Raw genomic sequence first — 17,580 nt, 5'->3', positions numbered from 1 at the left:
AGGGCACGTTCATGCTCGATTTGTACCTGTTCCAGCTGCTCAACGGCCTTGGCCTGGGGATGATCTACTTCCTCATTGCCGTGGGCCTGACAATCATTTTCGGCTTGCTCAACTTCGTCAACTTCGCCCACGGTGCGTTTTTTCTGCTGGGTGCCTACCTGTGCTACACCGCCGTGGCGCTGACCGGCAACTTCTGGCTGGCGCTGCTGATCGCGCCGCTGGCGGTAGCCGCGCTGGCCTGGGTGGTTGAGCGGGTGCTGATCAAGCGCATCTACCACTTGCCGCACACCTTCCAGATTCTCGTCACCCTTGGTATCGCGCTGATCATCCAGGAAGCCTCGGTGCTGATCTGGGGCCCGGTCGGCAAGCACATCGCGGTGCCGCCAGAGCTGCGCGGGGTGCTGATCATCGGCGACTTCATCTACCCCTATTACCGCCTGTTCCTGATCGGCTTCGCCGCCTTGATCGGCCTTGGTCTGTGGCTGCTGCTGGAGCGCACCCGCTTCGGCGCCCTGGTGCGAGCCGGCAGTGAAAGCACCGAGACGGTGTCGCTGCTGGGCACCAACATCTTCCGCCTGTTCTCGCTGACCTTTGCCCTTGGCGTTGGCCTGGCGGGCGTGGCCGGGGTGCTGTTTGCGCCACTGCGCGGGGCGCAGCCGTTCGTTGGCCCGGAGATTCTCGGCATCGCCTTCGTCGTGGTGGTGATCGGCGGTATGGGCTCGTTTGGCGGTGCGCTGGTTGGCGGCCTGCTGGTCGGGGTGGTGCAAAGCATGATGAGCAGCCTCTGGCCGCAAGGCGCCAGCCTGATGATCTACGGCGCGATGGCGGCGGTGATCCTGGTTCGTCCCTACGGCCTGTTCGGGAGAGCATGAACATGACTGAGAAAAATCCACTGGCCGTGGCCAAAGGGCATGGCCCGGCGCTGCTGCTGTTGCTGCTTGTGACCCTGATCGGCCTGCCGCTGATCCTGCCGTCGACCACCCTCGCCACCGAGATCCTGATCTTTGGCCTGGCCGCGCTGGCCTGCAACCTGCTGCTGGGCTACACCGGCCTGCTCTCGTTCGGCCAGGGCATCTTCTTTGGTGCCGGTGCCTACGGCGCGGCGCTGCTGATGATCCACCTGCAATGGGGCATGCTCGGCGCGCTGGTTGGCGCGGCGCTGTTCGGCGCGCTGCTGGCCTTGCTGGTCGGTGCGCTGGCGATTCGGCGCAAGGGCATCTACTTCGTCATGCTGACCCTGGCCTTCAGCCAGATGGCGTACTTTCTGGCCTACACCCTGAGCGGCTGGACCGGCGGCGACAACGGCCTGCTCGACGTGCCACGGCCGAACATCACGGTTGCCGGGCATGTGTTGCTCGACCTTGCCGACCCGCGCCACTTCTACGCGTTTGTCGCGGTGCTGTTCCTGCTGATCTTTGCCGGCGCCCTGCGGGTGATCCGCTCACCGTTCGGCAGCACCTTGCTGGCGATCCGCGAAAACGAAACCCGCGCTGCGGCCATCGGCTATGACATTCGCCACTTCAAGATCCTGGTGTTCATGTTGTCTGGCGCCATCACCGGTATCGCCGGGGCGTTGTACGCGATGCTGCTGCACTTTGCCCCGCTGTCGAACATCGACCTGATGATGAGTGAAAACATCCTGATCATGACCATCGTCGGCGGCACCGGCTCGCTGTTCGGCTCGTTGCTCGGCGCCGGCGCGATCGTGCTGCTCGGGGACGTGCTGTCGGAGCTGTGGCCGCGCTGGCTGATGCTGCTGGGGGTGATCCTGATTCTGGTGGTGGTGTTCATGCGCGGTGGGCTGTGGGGTGGCCTGGCTGATCTGGCCAAGCGCCTGCGCCCTTCGCCTGCCGTCGATGGCAAAACCAAGGAGCAGCTGTAATGAGCGAATTCCTCCTCGAAACACACAACCTGCAACTGGCCTACGGGCCGTTCCATGCCGTCGATGGCGTCGACCTGAAAGTCCGTGCCGGCACCATCCACACCGTGATCGGGCCCAACGGCGCCGGCAAGACCAGCTTGTTCCACTGCCTCACCGGTGAGCGCCAGGCCACCGCCGGCAAGATCCTCCTCAACGGCCAGGACATCGTCCGCAAACCGTCTCACGGCCGCGTCGCTCTGGGCATGGCGCGCTCGTTCCAGCTCACCAGCCTGTTCCAGAACCTAAGCGTGCGCGAGAACCTGCGCCTGGCCGCGCAGGGCCGCGATGGCCTTGGCGCGCTCAACTTCTGGCGCAGCGTCGAGCACAAGCGCAGCCATTGGGACACCGCTGACCAGGTGCTCGAACGGCTCAAGCTCAACGGCCGCGCCGAGACCCTCGCTGGCGAGCTGTCGCACGGCCAGCAGCGGGTGCTGGAAGTCGGCATGTCGATCTGCGCCAAGCCCACCTTGCTGATGCTCGACGAGCCCACCTCGGGCATGGGCATCGATGACATCCCGGTGATGACCGACCTGATCTGCGACCTGGGCCGCGACCACACCGTGCTGCTGATCGAACACAACATGAGCATCGTCATGTCGATCAGCCAACGCATTACCGTCATGAGCCACGGCCAGATCCTGGTCGAAGGCACCCCGGATCAGGTGCGCAACGACGAACGCGTGCGTACCGCCTACCTTGGAGAGGCCGCCTGATGCTCAGCGTCGAATCGATCCATTCCTACTACGACAAGAGCCATGTGCTCGAGGGCGTTTCGCTCAAGGTCGAGGCCGGCGAGCTGGTGACCCTGCTCGGGCGTAACGGCGCCGGCAAAACCACCACCCTGCGCAGCATTCTCGGCATCGTCCGCCCGCGCCAGGGCCAGATTCACTTCAATGGCCAGCCGCTGGTCGGTCGCGAGATCTTTGACATCGCCCGCCAAGGCATCGCGCTGGTGCCGGAGCACCGCGGCATCTTCCGCCAGCTGGACGTCGAAGAGAACCTCAAGATCGCCGCGCGCAAGCACAGCCGCTGGCAGCTGGAGGACGTTTACGCGATGTTCCCGCGGCTCAAGGAACGTCGCCGCAACAGCGGCTTTGCCCTGTCCGGTGGCGAGCAGCAGATGCTGGCGATTGCCCGCGCGCTGCTCAATGGGCCCAAGCTGCTGATCCTCGACGAGCCGACTGAAGGCCTGGCCCCGGTGATCGTCGACGAACTGGTGAAGATCCTGCGGCGGATCAAGGACGAAGGCCTGTCGATCCTGCTGGTCGAGCAGAACCTCAAGGTCTGCGACGCCCTCGCCGACCGTCACTACGTGCTGGAACAAGGCCGCGTGGCCTATCAGGGCAGCGCCGAGCAGTTCCGCGCCGACCCGAGCATCAAGAACCGCTACCTGGCCTTGAGCGCCTGAAGGAGATCGACCATGAACAGCCAAAACCCTATCGATCCAACGCAAGCAACACTCGGCCAGGGCGCCTTGATCAGCCGCGAGCGCCTCTGGCAGTCGCTGATGGACCTCGCCCGCCTCGGTGCCACCGCCAAGGGCGGCGTGTGCCGGCTGGCCCTGACCGACCTCGACCGCCAGGCGCGCGACCTGTTCGTGCAATGGTGCACCGAGGCGGGCTGCAGCGTCAGTGTCGATGCCATCGGCAATATCTTCGCCCGCCGTCCGGGGCGCAACCCGGACCTGGCGCCAGTGATGACCGGCAGCCATATCGACACCCAGCCCACCGGCGGCAAGTTCGACGGTTGCTACGGGGTGATGGCCGGGCTGGAGGTGATCCGCACCCTCAACGACCTCGGCCTGCAAACCGAAGCACCGCTGGAAGTGGTGGTGTGGACCAACGAAGAAGGGTCGCGCTTCCCGCCATGCATGATGGGTTCCGGAGTATTTGCCGGCAAGTTCGACCTCGACGAGACCCTGGCCAAGCGCGACGAGCAAGGCCTGTCAGTCGGCGCCGAGCTTACGCGCATCGGCTACGCCGGCCCGCGTGTGCCCACCGGCCATGCGGTCGGCGCCTACTTCGAGGCGCATATCGAACAAGGCCCGGTGCTGGAAGACCAGCGCACCACCATTGGCGTGGTGCAGGGTTGCCTCGGGCAGAAGTGGTTCGACCTGGTGTTGACCGGCGTCGAAGCCCACGCCGGGCCTACGCCGATGCACCTGCGCAAGGATGCACTGGTCGGCGCCGCCGATGTAGTCAGCGCGGTCAACCGCATCGCCCATGCCCATCAACCGCATGCCTGCGGCACGGTCGGCTGCCTGAGCCTGCATCCTGGCTCGCGCAACGTGATCCCCGGCCAGGTGCACATGACCATCGACCTGCGTCACCTCGACCCGCAGCAGCTCGATGCGATGGTCGCCGAGGTGCGCGCGGTGATCGAAGCCACCACGGCCAAGCATGGCCTGAGCTTCGAGCTGACGCCAACCGCTGACTTCCCGCCGCTGTATTTTGCCGAGCAGTGTGTCGACGCTGTGCGCCAGGGCGCAGTCGCGCTGGGCCTGAGCCATCTGGATATCGTCAGCGGCGCTGGCCACGATGCGATCTTCGTCGCCGAGCTGGGCCCGGCGGGGATGATCTTCGTGCCGTGCGAAGGCGGCATCAGCCACAACGAAATCGAAAACGCCGCGCCGCAGGACCTGGCCGATGGCTGTGATGTACTGCTGCGGGCAATGGTCCAGGCCGCCAATCAGGGAGCCCATTGAGATGACCGGCAAAACCGCTATAGGCGAGTTCACCGCCGTCGAGCTGCTCGACCTGTATCAACGGCGCCAGCTGTCTCCGCTCGAGGTGATCGATGACGTGCTGACCCGCATCGACCAGCACAACCCGGCCGTCAACGCCTACTGCCATGTCGATGCCGAAGGCGCCCGCGCCGCCGCCCGCGCCAGCGAGCAGCGCTGGCAGCGCGGCGAGCCCTGTGGCCGCCTGGATGGGCTGCCGACCTCGATCAAGGACCTGACCCTGACCCGTGGCATGCCCACCCGCAAGGGCTCGCTGACGTCTTCGGCAGCTGGGCCGTGGGACGTCGACGCACCGTTCAGCGGGTTCATGCGCGAAGCCGGCGCGGTGCTGCTGGGCAAGACCACCACGCCTGAGTTCGGCTGGAAGGGCGTCACCGACAACCCGCTGTATGGCATCACGCGCAACCCGTGGGATACGCGCCTGACTGCCGGCGGCTCATCGGGCGGTGCGGCGGCGGCAGCGGCGCTCAATCTCGGCGTGTTGCACCAGGGCAGCGATGCCGGCGGCTCGATCCGCATCCCCTGCGCGTTCACTGGCACCTTCGGCATCAAACCGACCTTTGGTTATGTGCCGCAGTGGCCGGCCAGTGCCATGACCATCCTCTCGCACCTGGGGCCGATGACGCGCACGGTCGACGATGCTGTGCTGATGCTCGACTGTGTGGCTCGCCCCGATCCGCGCGACGGTCTCGCCGGAGCACCGCGCCAGCGACCCTGGCTGGCCGCAGAGCAGGACTTGAGCGGGCTGCGCATCGGCTACAGCGCCGACTTCGGTTACGTCAGCGTCGACCCGCAGATTCAGGCTCTGACCGCTCAGGCAGTGCAGCGCCTGGCGCGATTAGGGGCGCAGGTCGAAGAAGTCGACCCAGGTTTTGCCGACCCGCTGGCAACCTTCAATACCCTGTGGTTCGCCGGCGCGGCGCGGCTGGCCAGCCAGTTGACGTCAGCCCAGCGCGAGCTGCTCGATCCGGGCCTGCGCTGGATTGCCGAGCAAGGCGCGGCCATCAGTCTCGAGCAGTACACCGCAGCGCTGGAAGCACGGGCTGAGCTGGTGGCGCGGATGAACGCCTTCCATCAGCGCTACGACGTGCTGGTGTCGCCAATGATGCCGCTGGTGGCGTTTGCCGCCGGGCACAACGTGCCGCCAGGGTCGGGATTGGAGCAGTGGATGGAGTGGACGCCGTTCAGCTACCCGTTCAACCTGACCCAACAACCGGCAGCCTCGGTGCCGTGTGGCTTCACCCGCGAAGGGCTGCCGGTGGGCCTGCAGGTGGTGGCCGGGCGCTTTGCCGATGAGCAGGTGCTGCGGGTGTGCAAGGCGTACGAGCAGCATTACCCGACTCGCCATCTGCAGGCACCGGTTATCGGCTGAGGGGCGCCGGGGGCTACTTTGCAGCCCCAAAATCTCAAGCCAGCCGCCCGGCCGGGGCATATGGGGTGGGATCAATGATCGGCTCCACGCCCGTCAGCAAATCTACAAACAGCTGGCACGAAGCCGGCGCCAGCACCAGGCCGTTGCGGTAATGCCCGCAGTTCAGCCACAGCCCGGCATGCCCCGGCACCGGGCCGATATACGGCACACCCTCGGGTGAGCCTGGACGCAGACCGGCCCAGTGCGCCACCGGCGTGGCGTCAGCAAGCCCGGGCAACAGCTCAACGGCGGAGGCCTTGAGACTCTCCAGTGCCTGCTCGGTCGGGGTCTTGTCGTAGCCGGCATGCTCCAGCGTACTGCCGATGAGGATATGCCCGTCGCGCCGCGGGATCGCGTAGCGGCCCTTGGCCAGAACCATGCTCGGCAAAAAGTCTTCGGCGCACTTGTAGAGGATCATCTGGCCCTTGACCGGTTCGACCGGCAAGGTCAGGCCCAGCGTGGCCAACAGGTCACCACTCCAGGCGCCCGCGCTGAGCACCACGTCATCGGCTTCGAGCAGCCCATCGGCCGTGTGCACACCGCTGATACGCCCGTCTTGCTGGGCAAAGCCGGTGATCTGGCAGTGCTCGCGCAGAGTGACATTGGGCAGAGCCGCCAGCGCTGCTTTCAACGACTTAACCAGCCGTGGATTGCGCACATTGGCCACCCCAGCCATGAAGATCGCCCGTGTGAAGCCGGCGCCGAGGCCCGGCACGGCGTCATATGCCGCCGAGATATCCACAGCCGTCAACGGCCGCTGCTCACGCACCGCCCACGCCAGCGCCTCGGCTTCGTCCTCAAGGTCCAGCCAGTACAGGCCGGTGACGTGCACCTCGGGGTCGACGCCGGTGCTGGCGAACAGGCGCTCGCCCAGCTGTGGATAAAACGCCTGTGACCAATGCGCCAACGCCGTGACTGCCGGGCTGTAGCGCCACGGATACAGCGGCGAGACGATGCCGCCACCGGCCCACGACGACTCGCGGCCGACTTCGCCTTGATCACACACCACCACCCGCTCGACCTTTGCTGCCAGGTTGAGCGCAGTCAGCAGGCCGATCACGCCACCGCCGACAACCACTACTTGCTTGTTCATCTGTCGATCCAATACCTGAAAAAACCGAGCTACCCCGTCAACCGCTCCAGCAACCCGCAGCGTCCTGGCTGCCCGGGTTGCTACGCACACCCGCCTGATCGAGCTGATAGTCAGCGCACTGGTCCTGCGCCATCAAACCGGTCGGCAAGCGCTGCGCCTGCAGGCGGAAGCTGGCGTCATCGCGTTGCAACTGCAGGCGGTAATAGCGGCTGTCGGCGGGCAAGCTCAATTGATGCTGGTCAGTGTCGCTGTACTGGCCGCTGCGCGCATGGTGGCGCTCCAGGCGCAACGCAGCGTCGTGCAGCAGGCCGACCACTTCACTGCGAGCGGCGCGGCGCAATTGTTCGTTGTAAGCGGGATAGGCAATGGCTGCCAGAATGCCGCTGACGGCGACGACAATCAACAACTCGATCAGGCTCAGGCCTTGCTGCATGTCATGGCTCCTGCACTCTTTGCCGCCAAAGGATTCTTTGCAGTGCCTGCGACGGGTCTACGGGCTGCGCGTATACGGCTTCGAGCACACGCCGCGCGCGGGTTTGCTGACTGACTGCGGTCACTCGGTAGAGGGTGGCCTGGGTGCCCACGGGCAGGTGCGCGGGCCGGTCGCTTTGGCCAAGGTTCTGCAGGTTGAACCAGCCCTGCCCGGCTGCCTGCCAGTCGCCACCAGCGGCGTTTACGTCATGGGAGTCGGCTGGCGGCGAGCAGAGCTGGCACTCGTTGGGTGGCGCCACGGCGAGCCGCGCTGCGCCCTCCAGCAAGACTGCCTCGGCCTGCTCCAGCGCTTGGCTGCTGGCCAGCAAAAGCCCGGCCATGCGTGTCTGCAGCACTGCTTCGCGCAGGGCGGCGGCAGCGAGCAGACCGAGCAGCAGGCTCAATATGAGAGCGGTCAGCAGCACCATGCCGCGTTGGCGCTTCATTGTTCTGGCAGCCGATTGCGTAGAGCTACGCTGATGGCGTACTGCTGTTCGAGATCGTGCCGCTGGTCGAACAGGCTTAGTTGCAGGTCGACCCGCTGGCCCTGCGCGTTCGTTACCAAGTTAGCGTGCAGGCTGCGCACATTGTCGATCAAAGCCTGCGGCGAGCCTCGGCGCACCACCCGCAGGCTGCCATCGCGCAGCTCGTAGGTGATGCGGCTGACCGGCAAGGCCAGGGTCTGCTCGTCACCCTCGTGGACGTCGGCCGTGACCTGAGCCCAACTGCGGCAATCACTCAACACCGTCCAGTCGGCCCGGCTACCGCTGCCGGGCAACTGCCCCACCAACAGACTCAGTTGTGCGCCGCCCTGGCTGATTTGCACAGGCCTGGCAAAGGCGGCCGCTGCGCTGGGTGAGTCGAAGTCGCTGGCGTGCAAGCGCAAACAGCCGAACATACCGGTCATGCGGATATCCTGGGCGATCCGTTGCAGCGCCAGGCGGGCATCCTCTTGCTGCTGCGCCAGCGCGCCCTGCAAGCGCCAGGCTTGCACCGTAGCGACAAACACTTGGCTCGCTGCGGCCAGCAGCATCAAGCCCAAGGCCAGCGCGAGCAGCCCTTCGAGCAGGCTGAAACCCGCCTGACTGCCGTTCATGGCCAGCCCTGCAGGCTTACGCCCTGATGCTCCGGGTCACGCGCATCGGGCCAGTCGACGATGACCTTCAGCGATGACCCTGAACTTCGTACCCAGCCCTCGGCCTGCGCGCCAAGGGCCAGCCTTACCTGCGCCTGCCATTGTCCTAAATCCTCCACTGACCCGCCCGCCCTCGCCTGCTCCAGCAGGCTCTGGGCGAGATAGGTCGCCTGGCTGTGCTGCCGAACGCTGGCGGTAGCCTGCAATGCCTTGACCTGTAAAGCCGCTGCCGCAAACAGGCCAAGTGCCAGCACCAGCATGCCCAGCACGACCTCGAGCAGCGTGATGCCCTGCTGTCCTTTGCGCATCCATGCGCTCCTTGGGAAATTTCCCGCAATGTGCCAGCCAAGTGGCCGACTGGACCTCATGTCCGCCGTGTCTGAAGCTACAGCGAAGCACTTCCAGGGAGGAATGCACGGTGTGGCAACACGGGGCAACACTGATACAAATGATGTTGGCGCTCGCGCTGGTCGCGGTTCTGGCGCAGCTGGCGACGCCGTCCTACACCGCGCTCAGCCAGGACTTGCAACGGGCGGCAGCGGCGCAACAGCTGCTCCAGGCCTTTCGCTCGGCACGTAGCCAGGCCTTGTTGCAGCAGCAGGCCGTGCGGGTCGAGCCATTGGAGGCAGGCTGGGGAGTGGGTTGGCGCGTGGTGGACGCGGATAGCGGGCTGTTACTGGCTGAGCAACGTTTACCGCAGCGGGTACGGATCGTTGGCAACTTGGCTGAAGGTGTGCGCTTCAGCGCACAGGGCGTGCCGTTGCGCGGTAGCGGCGGGTTTCACGGCGGGCGTTTGCAGATATGCCCACACGCAGAAGGCGGGCAACCACGCCAGATCGTCCTGGCGCCCAGCGGCAGGGTGCGCCTGCGCACGGACATGGCCGTTGAGCCATTGTGCGCAGGCCCCTGAGGGCTGGCTCAGAGCAGCGAGCGCACCCGCAGTTCCTTGGGCATCGAGAAGGTCACGTTCTCCGGGCGCCCGTCGAGCTCTTCGGCACCGGTTGCGCCCCAGGCCGTGAGCTGCTCAAGCACGCCGCGCACCAGCACTTCAGGTGCTGAAGCACCGGCAGTGACACCCACCCGGCCAATGCCGTCGAACCAGCTTTGCTGCAGGTCCTCGGCGCCGTCGATCAGGTACGCCGGAGTGCCCATACGCTCGGCCAGCTCGCGCAGGCGGTTGGAGTTGGAGCTGTTCGGGCTGCCGACCACCAGCACCACATCGCACTCATCAGCCAATTGCTTGACCGCGTCCTGGCGGTTCTGAGTGGCGTAGCAGATATCGTCCTTGCGCGGCCCGCCGATGTTGGGGAAGCGCGCGCGCAGGGCGTCGATAACCCGGCTGGTGTCGTCCATCGACAAGGTGGTCTGGGTAACGAAGGCCAGGTGATCAGGATCGCGCACCTGCAGATTGGCCACATCTTTCTCGTCTTCGACGAGATAGATGGAGCCACCGTTGCTGGCGTCGTACTGACCCATGGTGCCTTCGACTTCCGGGTGGCCGGCGTGGCCGATCAGGATGCACTCACGGCCATCGCGGCTGTACTTGGCCACCTCGATGTGGACCTTGGTCACCAGCGGGCAGGTGGCGTCGAACACCTTCAGGCCACGGCCTGCGGCCTCCTGGCGGACAGCCTGGGAGACGCCGTGGGCGCTGAAGATGACGATGACGTCGTCAGGCACCTGGTCGAGTTCTTCAACGAAGATCGCCCCGCGGTTGCGCAGGTCTTCGACCACGAACTTGTTGTGCACCACTTCGTGACGCACGTAGATCGGCGGGCCGAACACTTCCAGGGCACGGTTGACGATCTCGATCGCCCGGTCGACCCCCGCACAAAAGCCGCGAGGGTTGGCGAGTTTGATTTGCATGCTCGGCTCCAGGCTTACAAGACCTTCACCGCGAGGATCTCCACCTCGAAGCTCAGGGTCTTGCCAGCCAATGGGTGGTTGAAGTCGATCGTCACCTGGTGCTCGTCAAAGGCTTTGACCACTCCAGGCAGCTCGGCGTTGGCTGCATCATTGAAGATCACCAGCAACCCTTCGGACAGCTCCATGTCAGCGAACTGCGAACGCGGCATGATCTGCACGTTCTGCGGGTTCGGCTGGCCGAAGGCGTTTTCCGGGGGCACGCTGACGGTGCGCTTGTCGCCGGCCTTGAAGCCGAACAACGCGGCTTCAAAACCCGGCAGCAGGTTGCCATCGCCAACCTTGAACACGGCCGGAGCCTTGTCGAAGGTGCTGTCGACGGTGTCGCCGTTTTCCAGGTGCAGGGCGAAGTGCAGAGTGACTTCGCTGTTCTGGCCGATACGGGTCTCAGTCATGCGCGGGCTCCTCGGACTTCTTGCTCTTGAACATATCCAGCGCCAGCATGATCGCGCCAACGGTAATGGCACTGTCGGCAACGTTGAATGCCGGGAAGTAATGCGTATTCTTCCAGTGGACCAGGATGAAATCGACCACATGACCGAGCAAGACACGGTCGTACAGGTTGCCCAGCGCGCCGCCGAGTACCAGCGCCAGGGCAACTGCCAGCCAGGTTTCGCTGCGACCAAGGCGCTTGAGCCAGACTACCAGCACCGCGCTGACCACGATCGCGATCAGGGCAAACAGCCAGCGCTGCCAGCCAGCGCCGTCGGCCAGGAAGCTGAACGCAGCGCCGGTGTTGTAGGCCAGGGTCCAGCTGAAGTAGTCAGGGATGACTACGATCTGCTGGTACATGCTCAGGTTGCTGTTGAAGTACAGCTTGGTCACCTGGTCGACCACCACGATCAGCAGGCTCAACCACAGCCAGGCGAGGCGCCCGAAGCGCCCCACTGCAGGATTAGGCATAGTGACGCACCTCGCCCGCACCGCTCAGGTTGTCGACGCAGCGTGCGCAGATTTCCGGATGCTCGGGATTGGCACCGACATCGGCGCGGAAGTGCCAGCAACGGCCACACTTGGCGTGACCGGACTTGACCACTTTCAGCTTGAGGCCTTCGACTTCGGTGGCCACGGCATCGGCCGGCGCCTGCACGAACGGCACCACGCTCGCGGCCGAGGTGATCAGCACGAAGCGCAGTTCGTCGCCAAGCTTGGCTAGGTCGGCGCTCAGGCTTTCTTCGGCAAACAGGGTCACTTCGGCTTGCAGGTTGCCACCGATGGCCTTGGCCGCACGCTGGTTTTCCAGTTCCTTGTTGACCGCTGCCTTGACCGCCATGACCCGCTCCCAGTAGGCGCGGTCCAGCTCGAAGCCTTCTGGCAGTTCGGTCAGGCCTTGGTACCAGGTGTTGAGCATCACCGACTCGTTGCGCTCGCCTGGCAGGTACTGCCACAGCTCGTCGGCGGTGAACGCCAGGATCGGCGCGATCCAGCGCACCAGCGCTTCGCTGATGTGGTACAGCGCGGTCTGGCACGAACGCCGGGCAACACTGTTGGCGCCGGTGGTGTACTGGCGGTCCTTGATGATGTCGAGGTAGAACCCACCCAGCTCCTGCACACAGAAGTTGTGCACCTTGGAGTAGACGTTCCAGAACCGGTACTCGCTGTAGTGCTCTTCCAGCTCGCGTTGCAGCAGCAGCGCGCGGTCGACGGCCCAGCGGTCCAGCGCAAGCATGTCTTCGGCCGGCAGCAGGTCGCGGGCCGGATCGAAGCCGGACAGGTTCGACAGCAGGAAGCGCGCGGTATTGCGGATGCGCCGGTAGGCGTCGGCGCTACGCTGGAGGATCTGGTCGGAGACGGCCATTTCACCGGAATAGTCGGTGGCCGAAACCCACAGGCGCATGATGTCGGCGCCGAGGGTGTCGTTGACCTTCTGCGGCTCGATGGTGTTACCCAGCGACTTGGACATCTTGCGGCCGTTCTCATCGACGGTGAAGCCGTGGGTGAGCAGCTCGCGGTACGGCGCATGGTTGTCGATCGCGCAGCCGGTCAGCAGCGACGAGTGGAACCAGCCGCGGTGCTGGTCGGAGCCTTCCAGGTACAGGTCGGCGCGCGGGCCGGTGGCGTGACCGATGTCATGCGAGCCACGCAGTACGTGCCAGTGGGTAGTACCGGAGTCGAACCAGACATCGAGGGTGTCGGTGATCTTGTCGTACTGGCCGGCTTCGTCACCGAGCAGTTCGGCGGCGTCGAGCTTGAACCAGGCTTCGATGCCCTCTTGTTCAACGCGCTTGGCGACCTCTTCCATCAGCTCGACGGTGCGCGGGTGCAGCTCGCCGCTCTGCTTGTCGAGGAAGAACGGAATCGGCACACCCCAGTTGCGCTGACGCGAGATGCACCAGTCAGGGCGGTTGGCGATCATCGAGTGCAGGCGCGCCTGGCCCCAGGCCGGCACGAACTTGGTTTCTTCGATGGCTTTGAGCGCACGCTCACGCAGGGTGCCGCCGCTGGCCGGTTCGCGGTCCATACCGATGAACCACTGCGCGGTGGCGCGGTAGATCAGCGGGCTCTTGTGGCGCCAGCAGTGCATGTAGCTGTGGCTGATGGTTTCGGTGTGCAGCAGCGCACCGACTTCCTGCAGCTTGTCGACGATGGCTGGGTTGGCCTTCCAGATGAACTGGCCGCCAAACAGCTCGAGCGATGGCACGTAGACGCCGTTGCTCTGCACCGGGGTGAGGATTTCGTCGTTGACCATGCCATAGCGCTTGCAGGTCACGAAGTCGTCTTCGCCGTAGGCAGGTGCCGAGTGGACAACACCGGTACCGGCGCCCAGCTCGACGTATTCAGCCAGGTAGACAGGCGACATACGCTCGTAGAACGGGTGACGGAAGTTGATCAGTTCCAGCGCCGAACCTGGCGCGGTGGCGATGACCGAGCCTTGCAGGTCCCAGCGCTTGAGGCAGGCTTCGACCAGCTCTTCGGCCAGTACCAGCAGACGCTCGCCGGTGTCGACCAGGGCGTAGGTGAACTCCGGGTGGACGTTCAGCGCCTGGTTGGCGGGAATGGTCCACGGCGTGGTGGTCCAGATGACGATGGCGGCAGGCTTGGCCAGCGCGGCCAGGCCAAAGGCGCTGGCCAGCTTGTCGGCATCGGCGATAGGGAAGGCGACGTCGATGGTCGAGGACTTCTTGTCGGCGTATTCGACTTCGGCTTCAGCCAGGGCCGAGCCGCAGTCGAAGCACCAGTTCACAGGCTTGAGGCCCTTGAACACGAAGCCTTGCTTGACGATTTCGGCCAGCGCGCGGATTTCGCCCGCTTCGTTGGCGAAGTTCATGGTCTTGTAGGGGTTGTCCCAGTCACCCAGCACACCCAGGCGGATGAACTCGGTCTTCTGCCCTTCGATCTGCTCGGCGGCATAGGCACGGCACAGCTCACGGGTCTGGTCCGGGCTCAGGTGCTTGCCATGGGTGACCTCGACCTTGTGCTCGATCGGCAGGCCGTGGCAGTCCCAACCCGGGACGTACGGCGCGTCGAAACCGGAGAGGGTCTTGGAGCGGACAATCATGTCCTTGAGAATCTTGTTCAGCGCATGACCGATGTGGATCTTGCCGTTGGCGTAGGGCGGGCCATCGTGCAAGACGAACTTGGGACGATCCTTGCCAATTTCGCGAAGCTTCTGGTACAGGCCAATGCTGTCCCAGCGCTGCAGGATCTGCGGTTCGCGCTGGGGCAGGCCGGCCTTCATCGGGAAGGCGGTGTCCGGAAGATTAAGCGTGGCTTTGTAGTCGGTCATTTCAGGCTCTTGGTTAGCGGTTGAGCGTGCCAGTGGGCACGTGCGGCGGCGATGTCCGCGTCGATCGCCGACTTCAGCGCCTCCAGGGAGGCGAATCGCTGCTCTTCGCGCAGCTTTTGGTGGAACTCCACCGTCAGACGCCGGCCATACAGGTCGCCGGCAAAATCAAGAAGATGAATCTCCAGGTGAGGACGACCATCACCAGCAACGGTGGGTCGTACCCCGATATTGGCAACACCCGGCCAGCGCTTGCCGTCGATCTCGGCGCTGGTCAGGTAGACCCCGCTGAGTGGGATGCGGCGGCGCTTGAGCTGGATGTTGGCGGTCGGCGTGCCGAGCTGACGAGCCAGCTTCTGGCCGTGCAGGACGCGCCCGGTAATGGTGTACGGGCGGCCCAGCAGGTGTGCGGCCAGGGCAAAGTCAGCATTGGCCAGGGCGGTACGCACCTTGGTGCTGCTGACCCTCAAGCCGTCCTGCACGACCGTGTTGGCGGCCTCGACGGTAAAGCCGTACCTTTTGCCGGCCTCGACCAGAAAATCAAAGTCGCCGGCACGGTCGCAGCCAAAGCGGAAGTCGTCACCGACCTCCAGGTGGCGCACGCCGAGGCCATCGACCACGATCGTCTTGACGAATTCATCGGCGCTGAGCTGGCTCAGGCGCTGGTTGAAGGCCAGGCACAGGACCAGGTCGATGCCTTCGGCGGCCAGCAGTTGCACCTTGTCGCGCAGCCGCGCCAGGCGTGCCGGCGCAGTCTCGGGGGCAAAGTACTCGCGCGGCTGTGGCTCGAAGATCACCACGCAGGTGGGCAGGCCTAACTCCCGGGCGCGGTCGCGCAGGCGCGCCAGGATTGCCTGGTGGCCACGGTGAACCCCGTCGAAGTTGCCAATGGTGGCGACACACCCCCGGTGCTCGGGGCGCAGGTTGTGAAGACCTCGAACCAGCTGCATAACGCGCTTCTTGCTCATAAAGTGGTCGATTATAACCACACCCGGGCGCTGGTGACAGGCAGCAGCGCCCTGGGGTGGCGACTAATGTGTAAAACCGACGCCTGGCCGCCTGGCAGCTTAATGCAAGGCATTGCGGGCAAACTGCCGAGGACGCAAGCCGCAGGCGAACAGGCAACCGAAATAGGTCACGACGCCGGCACCGATCAGGGCACCCAGGCGCAGGAAGCGCTCGAGCATGCCGCCCTCTTCCCAGGCTGGCATGTAATGCATGCCCAGCAGCAACACGGCCGACATCAGGCTGACCGCGAGGATCAGCTTGAGCAGGAATCGCGCCCAGCCTGGTTGCGGCTGGAACAGGTCCTGGCGGCGCAGGCGCCAGTACAGCAAGCCAGCGTTGAGGCAGGCGCCTATGCTGATGGCCAGGGCCAGTCCGGCATGGGCCAGCGGGCCGACCAGCACCAGGTTGAGCAGCTGGGTCGAGATCAGGGTGAAGATCGCGATCTTTACCGGCGTGCGGATGTTCTGCTGGGCATAGAAGCCCGGCGCAAGCACCTTGATCAGGATGATCGCCAGCAGGCCGACCGAGTAGGCGATCAAGGCGCGCTGGGTCATGGCCGCGTCGAATGCGCTGAACTTGCCGTACTGGAACAGCGACACGGTCAACGGCTCGGCCAGAATTGCCAGGGCCAGGGTACACGGCAGTACCAGCAGGAAGCACAGGCGCAGGCCCCAGTCGAGAATCCGCGAGTACTCGTGGCGGTCGCGATTGGCGTAGGTCTTGGCCAGGGTCGGCAACAGGATAGTGCCGAGCGCTACCCCGAGCACGCCTGAAGGCAGCTCCATCAGGCGGTCGGCGTAGTACATCCACGACACCGATCCGGCCACCAGAAAGGAAGCGAAGATGGTGTTGATGATCAGCGATATCTGGCTGACCGACACGCCGAGAATCGCCGGCAGCATCTGCTTGAGCACCCGCCATACACCGCTGTCGCGCAGGTTCAGGCGCGGCAGCACGAGCATGCCGATCTTCTTCAATGCCGGCAGCTGATACAGCAACTGCGCCAGGCCGCCCGCCAACACACCCCAGGCCAGGGCCATGATCGGCTGCTCGAAGTACGGCGTCAGCAGCAGGGCGAAGGCGATCATCGCCACGTTGAGCAGGGTCGGGGTGAACGCCGGTACCGCAAAGCGATTCCAGGTATTGAGGATCGCCCCTGCCAGCGATGACAGCGAGATCAGCAATATATAAGGGAAGGTCACCCGCAGCAGGTCGGTGGTCAGGGCGAAGCGCTCGGCGTCGGCGGCAAAGCCCGGCGCCGTGACCCACACGATCCACGGCGCGGCGAAGATGCCCAGCGCAGTAACAACGGCCAGTACCAGAGTCAACAAGCCACTGACGTAGGCAATAAAGGTGCGCGTCGCCTCTTCGCCCTGTTGGGTCTTGTACTCGGCCAGGATCGGCACGAAGGCCTGCGAGAATGCGCCCTCAGCGAAGATACGCCGCAGCAGGTTGGGCAGTTTGAAGGCGATGAAGAACGCATCGGTTGCCGCGCCGGCACCGAATACGCGCGCCAGGATGGTGTCGCGGACAAAGCCCAGCACCCGTGAAATCATGGTGATGGAGCTGACTGCAGCCAGGGATTTGAGCAGGTTCATCGAAAAATTTTCACGCTGGGGACGGAGGACGCTACTAAAGCCGCCAAGATGTGCGATACTCCCGCGCCTTCGCAGGGGAGCCAAAATTCCCGAGTTTACAGGTCGCGGCGCAGAAAGGAATATTTCCCTCTCGCGGACCCACCACTCGGCGGAACCTTGCAGGTGGCCTTGACATCTGTCGTACGCATCGGCATGATTCGCGGCCTATTTTGTTTGCTATTTCCCTAAAGTCTTTCAAGGAGCTCGACGGTGGCCAACTCACCTTCCGCCAAGAAACGCGCAAAACAGGCTGAGAAGCGTCGCAGCCACAACGCCAGCCTGCGTTCCATGGTTCGTACCTACATCAAGAATGTAGTTAAAGCCATTGACGCAAAAGACGCCGAAAAAGCGCAAGCCGCTTACACCCTGGCTGTGCCTGTCCTCGACCGTATGGCCGACAAAGGTATCATCCACAAGAACAAGGCTGCTCGCCATAAAGGCCGTCTGAATGGCCACATCAAGGCGCTGAAAGAAACTGCAGCTGCCTAAGCGACGCGCTTGTTAAAAACCGACC

Annotated in this window: 19 protein-coding genes; 8 read left to right on the top strand and 11 right to left on the bottom strand. The window is 64.5% G+C overall.

All coding sequences use genetic code 11. The features are described from left to right. The first annotated feature begins 11 nt into the window (after positions 1-11). The 6 genes from K3F44_RS23070 to K3F44_RS23045 are packed head-to-tail and all read left to right on the top strand — an operon-like array spanning position 12 to position 6,036. Complete coding sequence (locus tag K3F44_RS23070) at positions 12-872, top strand: branched-chain amino acid ABC transporter permease (RefSeq protein ID WP_101316227.1); 861 nt, start codon at positions 12-14, stop codon at positions 870-872. A gap of 2 nt (positions 873-874) precedes the next feature. Beyond that, a complete protein-coding gene (locus K3F44_RS23065; RefSeq protein ID WP_101316225.1) occupies positions 875-1,882 on the top strand; it encodes a branched-chain amino acid ABC transporter permease in 1,008 nt (335 codons plus the stop codon). Then, positions 1,882-2,634 (top strand): ABC transporter ATP-binding protein, encoded by a 753-nt coding sequence (locus tag K3F44_RS23060; RefSeq protein WP_101316223.1) that lies wholly within the window; start codon positions 1,882-1,884, stop codon positions 2,632-2,634. Before K3F44_RS23065 ends, K3F44_RS23060 begins: the two co-directional genes overlap by 1 nt. Continuing rightward, on the top strand, positions 2,634-3,329 hold the full coding sequence (locus K3F44_RS23055; protein ID WP_101316221.1) for an ABC transporter ATP-binding protein: 696 nt from the start codon (positions 2,634-2,636) through the stop codon (positions 3,327-3,329). The genes K3F44_RS23060 and K3F44_RS23055 overlap by 1 nt, the downstream gene beginning before the upstream one ends. 12 nt (positions 3,330-3,341) lie before the next feature. Then, positions 3,342-4,625 (top strand): Zn-dependent hydrolase, encoded by a 1,284-nt coding sequence (locus K3F44_RS23050; protein WP_259407013.1) that lies wholly within the window; start codon positions 3,342-3,344, stop codon positions 4,623-4,625. 1 nt (position 4,626) lies between these two features. Next, complete coding sequence (locus K3F44_RS23045; protein ID WP_150569973.1) at positions 4,627-6,036, top strand: amidase; 1,410 nt, start codon at positions 4,627-4,629, stop codon at positions 6,034-6,036. A gap of 34 nt (positions 6,037-6,070) precedes the next feature. Here K3F44_RS23045 and thiO read toward each other — a convergent pair whose 3' ends face one another. The 5 genes from thiO to K3F44_RS24915 are packed head-to-tail and all read right to left on the bottom strand — an operon-like array spanning position 6,071 to position 9,082. After that, a complete protein-coding gene (gene thiO, locus K3F44_RS23040; RefSeq protein WP_150572770.1) occupies positions 6,071-7,168 on the bottom strand; it encodes a glycine oxidase ThiO in 1,098 nt (365 codons plus the stop codon). A gap of 37 nt (positions 7,169-7,205) precedes the next feature. Further along, entirely contained in the window at positions 7,206-7,601 is a 396-nt protein-coding gene (locus tag K3F44_RS23035) for a type IV pilin protein (protein WP_101316213.1), read from the bottom strand. A gap of 1 nt (position 7,602) precedes the next feature. Beyond that, the gene (locus K3F44_RS23030; RefSeq protein ID WP_220633032.1) at positions 7,603-8,085 is read right to left on the bottom strand and encodes a hypothetical protein; all 483 of its coding nucleotides are present in this window, start codon (positions 8,083-8,085) and stop codon (positions 7,603-7,605) included. Then, positions 8,082-8,735, bottom strand: a complete 654-nt coding sequence (locus K3F44_RS23025) for a PilW family protein (RefSeq protein WP_220633031.1) — start codon at positions 8,733-8,735, stop codon at positions 8,082-8,084. The genes K3F44_RS23030 and K3F44_RS23025 overlap by 4 nt, the downstream gene beginning before the upstream one ends. Beyond that, entirely contained in the window at positions 8,732-9,082 is a 351-nt protein-coding gene (locus K3F44_RS24915; protein ID WP_259407012.1) for a prepilin-type N-terminal cleavage/methylation domain-containing protein, read from the bottom strand. Before K3F44_RS24915 ends, K3F44_RS23025 begins: the two co-directional genes overlap by 4 nt. Positions 9,083-9,225: 143 nt before the next feature. On the opposite strand from K3F44_RS24915, the gene K3F44_RS23015 reads away from it, so the two are divergent. Further along, positions 9,226-9,684 (top strand): GspH/FimT family protein, encoded by a 459-nt coding sequence (locus K3F44_RS23015; protein WP_259407011.1) that lies wholly within the window; start codon positions 9,226-9,228, stop codon positions 9,682-9,684. Positions 9,685-9,692: 8 nt separating this feature from the next. Here K3F44_RS23015 and ispH read toward each other — a convergent pair whose 3' ends face one another. From ispH to murJ, 6 genes are all read right to left on the bottom strand, one after another. Further along, positions 9,693-10,640, bottom strand: coding sequence for a 4-hydroxy-3-methylbut-2-enyl diphosphate reductase (gene ispH / locus K3F44_RS23010; RefSeq protein WP_101316204.1), 948 nt, complete (start codon positions 10,638-10,640; stop codon positions 9,693-9,695). Between the two features lie 14 nt (positions 10,641-10,654). Beyond that, on the bottom strand, positions 10,655-11,092 hold the full coding sequence (gene fkpB, locus K3F44_RS23005) for an FKBP-type peptidyl-prolyl cis-trans isomerase (RefSeq protein ID WP_101316202.1): 438 nt from the start codon (positions 11,090-11,092) through the stop codon (positions 10,655-10,657). After that, complete coding sequence (gene lspA, locus K3F44_RS23000; RefSeq protein ID WP_220633029.1) at positions 11,085-11,600, bottom strand: signal peptidase II; 516 nt, start codon at positions 11,598-11,600, stop codon at positions 11,085-11,087. Before lspA ends, fkpB begins: the two co-directional genes overlap by 8 nt. Beyond that, positions 11,593-14,424, bottom strand: a complete 2,832-nt coding sequence (ileS, locus tag K3F44_RS22995) for an isoleucine--tRNA ligase (protein ID WP_220633028.1) — start codon at positions 14,422-14,424, stop codon at positions 11,593-11,595. The genes lspA and ileS overlap by 8 nt, the downstream gene beginning before the upstream one ends. Next, entirely contained in the window at positions 14,421-15,371 is a 951-nt protein-coding gene (ribF, locus tag K3F44_RS22990; protein WP_220633027.1) for a bifunctional riboflavin kinase/FAD synthetase, read from the bottom strand. Before ribF ends, ileS begins: the two co-directional genes overlap by 4 nt. 117 nt (positions 15,372-15,488) lie before the next feature. Further along, positions 15,489-17,027: a murein biosynthesis integral membrane protein MurJ gene (gene murJ, locus K3F44_RS22985; RefSeq protein WP_101316193.1), complete on the bottom strand. Its 1,539-nt coding sequence runs from the start codon at positions 17,025-17,027 to the stop codon at positions 15,489-15,491. Positions 17,028-17,276: 249 nt separating this feature from the next. On the opposite strand from murJ, the gene rpsT reads away from it, so the two are divergent. After that, positions 17,277-17,555, top strand: a complete 279-nt coding sequence (gene rpsT / locus K3F44_RS22980) for a 30S ribosomal protein S20 (protein WP_101316189.1) — start codon at positions 17,277-17,279, stop codon at positions 17,553-17,555. Positions 17,556-17,580: the final 25 nt, after the last annotated feature.

Origin of the sequence: Pseudomonas sp. S07E 245 (genome assembly GCF_019599025.1) — a bacterium.
GTDB lineage: Bacteria > Pseudomonadota > Gammaproteobacteria > Pseudomonadales > Pseudomonadaceae > Aquipseudomonas > Aquipseudomonas shirazensis.
This window is presented reverse-complemented; position numbering and strand designations above follow the sequence as displayed.